This is a genomic window from Halomonas sp. 707D4, assembly GCF_024158685.1.
Taxonomy (GTDB): domain Bacteria; phylum Pseudomonadota; class Gammaproteobacteria; order Pseudomonadales; family Halomonadaceae; genus Vreelandella.
In genome coordinates this window covers 1-4,656 of the sequence record NZ_JAMZBD010000248.1, presented here as the reverse complement: position 1 = coordinate 4,656, position 4,656 = coordinate 1, and the positions used below count along the sequence as shown (strand labels likewise).

The 4,656-nt window shown below is 66.8% G+C and carries 7 protein-coding genes; 3 read left to right on the top strand and 4 right to left on the bottom strand.

Annotated features, from left to right (window positions below; all coding sequences use genetic code 11):
* The coding region (locus BIS11_RS11210; protein ID WP_301286450.1) for an alanine racemase C-terminal domain-containing protein at positions 1-165 on the top strand (165 nt) is incomplete at its 5' end.
* A gap of 32 nt (positions 166-197) precedes the next feature.
* Complete coding sequence (gene lpxL / locus BIS11_RS11205; RefSeq protein WP_253423319.1) at positions 198-1,112, top strand: LpxL/LpxP family Kdo(2)-lipid IV(A) lauroyl/palmitoleoyl acyltransferase; 915 nt, start codon at positions 198-200, stop codon at positions 1,110-1,112.
* A gap of 64 nt (positions 1,113-1,176) precedes the next feature.
* Here lpxL and speD read toward each other — a convergent pair whose 3' ends face one another.
* From speD to BIS11_RS11185, 4 genes are all read right to left on the bottom strand, one after another.
* Positions 1,177-1,971, bottom strand: coding sequence for an adenosylmethionine decarboxylase (speD, locus tag BIS11_RS11200; RefSeq protein ID WP_227389514.1), 795 nt, complete (start codon positions 1,969-1,971; stop codon positions 1,177-1,179).
* A 160-nt stretch (positions 1,972-2,131) separates the two neighbouring features.
* The gene (locus BIS11_RS11195) at positions 2,132-2,560 is read right to left on the bottom strand and encodes an OsmC family protein (RefSeq protein WP_253423316.1); all 429 of its coding nucleotides are present in this window, start codon (positions 2,558-2,560) and stop codon (positions 2,132-2,134) included.
* Positions 2,561-2,691: 131 nt separating this feature from the next.
* On the bottom strand, positions 2,692-3,354 hold the full coding sequence (gene murU, locus BIS11_RS11190) for an N-acetylmuramate alpha-1-phosphate uridylyltransferase MurU (protein ID WP_253423313.1): 663 nt from the start codon (positions 3,352-3,354) through the stop codon (positions 2,692-2,694).
* On the bottom strand, positions 3,351-4,358 hold the full coding sequence (locus tag BIS11_RS11185) for an aminoglycoside phosphotransferase family protein (protein ID WP_253423310.1): 1,008 nt from the start codon (positions 4,356-4,358) through the stop codon (positions 3,351-3,353). The genes murU and BIS11_RS11185 overlap by 4 nt, the downstream gene beginning before the upstream one ends.
* A gap of 70 nt (positions 4,359-4,428) precedes the next feature.
* On the opposite strand from BIS11_RS11185, the gene BIS11_RS11180 reads away from it, so the two are divergent.
* On the top strand, positions 4,429-4,656 hold a 228-nt coding region (locus BIS11_RS11180), incomplete at its 3' end, for a hypothetical protein (RefSeq protein WP_253586060.1).

The following is a 4,656-nucleotide window of genomic DNA, read 5'->3' as shown; positions in this document are numbered from 1 at the left end:
GAGGTGGCCAGTGCCGCCATCGGCAGTGAAGTGGTGCTGTGGGGAGAAAGCGCAGGCGGGGCGAGGCTCTCGGTGGACGAGGTGGCTCGCCACTGCGATACGATCAGCTATACGCTGCTGACCGGCGTACTTCCCCGCGTGCCGCGCTATTATAGCGGCGCTTGATTGAGACGGTTGCCCCCAACACGGTTGTCGGAATGTCGAAGAAACCCTTTCCCCGTTCGCTTGCCCACCCGCGCTACTGGCCGACCTGGCTCGCCATCGGCGCGATGTATGTCGCCGCCTGGCTCCCCTGGCGGCTGAAGCTCGCCGTCGGCCGCGGCCTTGGCCTTCTGGCCTGGCGGCTGGCCGGTCGCCGGCGGCGCATCACCGAGACCAACATTGCGCTGTGCTTTCCCGACAAGAGCCTTGAAGCCCAGCGTCGGCTGGTCAAGGAGACCTTCATCGCCAACGGCATCGGGCTGGTCGAGACCGCCACCGCCTGGTGTCGGCGCGCCGAGGGCTTTCGCCATCGGGTGGCCTATCACGGCCAGGAGCACCTGGCGCGTGCCAAGGCCCAGGGCAAGGGCGTGCTGGTGGTGGGTATCCACTTCTCGACGTTGGATCTCGGCGGGGCGCTGCACTCGCTGTTCTTCCCGGCGGACGTGGTCTATCGCCCGCACAACAACCCGCTGTTCGAGCGTTTCATGACAAGGGCACGCTCGCGCATCTTCGGCCAGGCGATCGACCGTCACGACCTGCGCGGCGTGGTGCGTCGCATCAAGGCAGGGCATATCGTGTGGTACTCGCCGGACCAGGACTTCGGCCGCGACGTCAGCGTCTTCGCGCCGCTGTTCGACCAGCAGGCGGCGACCATCCGGCTGACCGCGAAGATCGCCCGCATGACCGGCGCGCCGGTGGTGCCCTTGATGTTCCACCGCAACCCGGACGATCGCACCTACACCATCGAGTGCCTGCCGGCCTTCGAGCACTTCCCGAGCGGCGACGAAGTGGCGGACGCCACCCGGGTCAACCAGTTCATCGAACGGGCGATTCGCAAGCACCCGGAGCAGTACCTGTGGCTGCATCGGCGTTTCAAGACGCGCCCGGAAGGGGAGCCGAGTCTCTACTGACCCACAAAAAAAGCCGACGCATGCGTCGGCTTTTTCGTCTCGGGCGCTTGTTTCAAACGCCGGCCTAGTCCAGGTTGCGCGAGTAGAAGATCTCCAGCATCTCCTTGCGCAGGCGGCTCTCGATGTCGCGGGCCTCCTCGAAGGTGATGTCGCGCCGCGAGGTGCCGAACAGGTAGTTGTCGAGTTCGAAGTCCTTGAGCAGCATCTTGGTATGGAACATGTTGTCCTGATACACGTTCACATCCATCATCTGATACGCCTGCTTGGTATCGTCGGCCAGGTAGTCCTGGATCGAGGCGATGTCGTGATCGATGAACAGCTTCTTGCCGTCCACGTCGCGAGTGAAGCCGCGCACCCGGTAGTCCATGGTGACGATGTCGGAGTCGAAGCTGTGGATCAGGTAGTTCAGCGCCTTGAGCGGGCTGATGTGACCACAGGTCGAGACGTCGATGTCCAGGCGGAAGGTGCTGATGCCGTTGTCCGGGTGCGATTCCGGGTAGCTGTGCACCGTGACGTGGCTCTTGTCCAGGTGCGCGACCACGGTTTCCGGCAAGGGGCCCGGGCCTGGCTTGGTCTGGCCGGGCAGCGGCTCGTCGAGCTCGTGCTCGGCGATCAGGATGGTCACGCTCGCGCCGTGAGGCTCGTAGTCCTGGCGGGCGATGTTGAGCACGTGAGCCCCGATGATGTTGGTCACGTCCTTGAGAATCTGCGTCAAGCGCTCGGCGTTGTAGAGCTCGTCGATATAGTCGATATAAGCGGCGCGCTGCTCTTCGGTCTTGGCGTAGCAGATATCGTAGATGTTGAAGCTTAACGAGCTGGTGAGGTTGTTAAACCCGTGGAGTCGGAGATTGTCTGACACGTCCGCACCTCCCTATGGCAGTGAAAACACCCCGACGAGCCAGCGCCGGAACCGTGCGTACAAAAGATCCCTCGGCATCGAGTGCGCGAGGCGGGCGTATTATGCCCGCCTCAAGGGTGCGTTGCATCCCGCCCGGGCACTTTTTTGCCGGGACGCCTTTTCAAGCGGCGTCCGTCTGGAGGATCTCGAAGGAGTGGGTCACCTCCACGCCCCCCTTGACCAGCATGATCGAGGCGCTGCAGTACTTCTCGGCGGAGAGCTCGACGGCGCGCTGCACCTGCTTCTCCTTGAGGTTGCGCCCGGTGACCACGAAGTGCACGTGGATCTTGGTGAAGACGGCGGGCACCTCATCGGCGCGCTCGGCGTCGATCTCGGCCACGCAGTCACTCACCTCGGCCCGCGCCTTGTCGAGGATGTTCAGCACGTCGAACGCCGTGCAGCTGCCCATGCCCATCAACAGCATCTCCATCGGGCGGGGGCCGGTGTTGCGTCCGCCGTGATCGGGCGGTCCATCGATCACCACGCTGTGGCCGCTGCCCGATTCCGCCACGAACTGGCGCCCGTCTGTCCATTTTACCCGTGCTTTCACGCGGCTCTCCTTCTCGTTGGGTGGGGGGTGGATTCGCCTGGCAGTACGCCGGGGGTCGTGGCGCGCAGCATAGCACGCCCAGGCCGCGGTGCTCGCGTGCCTGGGGCGTCAGGACGATATCCTCGCAAGGCTCATGGAGCCTTTGCCGTCAGGTGGCGCTCGAGCTGCTCGAGCCTTGCGGGCGTGCCCACGTCGACCCAGTGGCCGTCGAGTCGTTCGGCGCCCACCCGGCCATCAATGATCGCCCGCTTGAGAAGCGGTGCCAGGGCGAAGGCGCCGGGGGAGCAGCCGGCGAACAGCGCCGGGTCCAGCACCGCGATGCCGGAGTAGGTCAGCGCGGGCTTGTCGAGGCGCGCCAGGCCGTCGTCGAGGGCAAAATCGCCCTCGGGGTGGTGGAGCGGGTTCTCCACCAGCAGCAGCCTGGCGAGCTGCCCGGGGGCGAGCGAGGGCGTGGGCAGCCGCTCGCACCAGACGTCGCCGTTGACCAGTAGAAAGGGCGTCTCGCCCAGCAGCGGCAGCGCGTTGAAGATACCGCCGCCGGTTTCCAGCGGCGTCTCCTCCACGCTGTAGCGCAGCGAAAGCCCGTATCGGGCGCCGTCGCCAAGCGCTGCCATGATCTGCTCGCCGCGGTAGCTGACGTTGATCACCACCTCCTCGATGCACGCCCGGAGCAGGCGCTCCAGGTGGTGCTCGATCAAGGCGCGACCGCCCACCCTCAACAGCGGCTTGGGGCAGTGGTCGGTGAGCGGGCGCATGCGCGTGCCGAGCCCGGCGGCCAGGATCATCGCCTTCATGAGGCCTGCTCCAGCCGGGCGGTGATGGCCGGGCGCAGCGTCGTCGCCACCCAGCGGGCGAAGGCGGCATGGCCTGGAAGGGCCGCCAGGCTGTCTTCCAGGTGATCGAGAAAGTGCGGCAGCCGGGCGAGATAGCCGGCCTTGTCGTCACGCAGCGTCAGCCGGCAGAAGATGCCCAGCACCTTGAGCGAGCGCTGCGCGGCCAGGGCGCGGCAGGAAGCGAGAAAGTCCGCCTCGCTGGTGCTCGCGCCCAGGCGCCCGTCGCGGCGCGCATGTTGGTAGAACTCCCCGGCCAGGGCATCGAACTCGGCGGGGGTGAAGCGCCAGTAGCGCCCGCAGAGAATCGAGATCGGGTCGTAGGCAAGCGGGCCCGCCACCGCGTCCTGGAAATCGATCATGTACAGGCGCTCGTCGTGGCGCATGAGGTTCATGGCGTCGAAATCGCGATGTACACTGACCACCGGTTGAGCCAGTGCCTTCGCCACCAGATCGTCGCACAGCGCGTCGAAGGTCGTGGGCGGGGCGAGCTCGAGCCAGCGGCCGAGGCACCACTCGGGAAACAGTGCGAGCTCGCGGCGCAGCAGCGCCTCGTCGAAGGCGGGCAGCGCGCTCGGGTCGGTGGCGTTTTGCAGCCGGGCGACGAGCGTGAGCGCCTCCCGGGTGGCGGACACGACGTGGGCGGCGTCCTGGTACTCCTCCTGCAGCGGCCTGTCGCCCAGGTCCTCGAGCAGCAGAAAGCCCGCGTCCAGATCGGCCTGGTGAATGACGGGCACCGGCAGGCCCGCGGCGCGCAGCCGCCGGCCGATGGTGACGAAGGGGGCCGAGTCCTCCTGGGCCGGCGGGGCGTCCATGACGATGCGGGTCTCGCCGCCAGGCAGCGTCAGGCGAAAGTAGCGGCGAAAACTGGCGTCGCCGCCGGCCGGGGCGAGCATGACGGCGGCGGGGTCGAGACCGCAGGCGTTCGCGGCCCAGCGGGTAAGAGCGTCGATTCGGGTAGGGGACATGCAAGCTCCTGGCTGGTCGGGCATGATGCGAGCTGTATAATACCGATTCTGGATGCCAAGGATAACGAACATGGGCAAGCGATTTGCGCGAACCGCGCCGATGGGACACACGCTGCTGGGCGTGGTGGCGCTGACCTCGACTCACGCCTTCGCGCAGAGCGAGGCGCTGCCCTTCGAGGCGCTCGACTGGCAACCCTACAGCCGAGAGGAGGCCGCCGGCCAGCTGTGCCGCGGGCGCTACGTGATGCCCGGCTACCGGCTGCCCGGCGAAGCCGACCCCGAGACGCTGTCGGTCGAG

What these genes read in the sequence shown, in the direction of transcription:
- lpxL (WP_253423319.1), top strand. Translation starts at nt 198, where the DNA reads ATGTCGAAGAAACCCTTTCCCCGTTCGCTTGCCCACCCGCGCTACTGG.
- murU (WP_253423313.1), bottom strand. Translation starts at nt 3,354, where the DNA reads ATGAAGGCGATGATCCTGGCCGCCGGGCTCGGCACGCGCATGCGCCCG.
- BIS11_RS11185 (WP_253423310.1), bottom strand. Translation starts at nt 4,358, where the DNA reads ATGTCCCCTACCCGAATCGACGCTCTTACCCGCTGGGCCGCGAACGCC.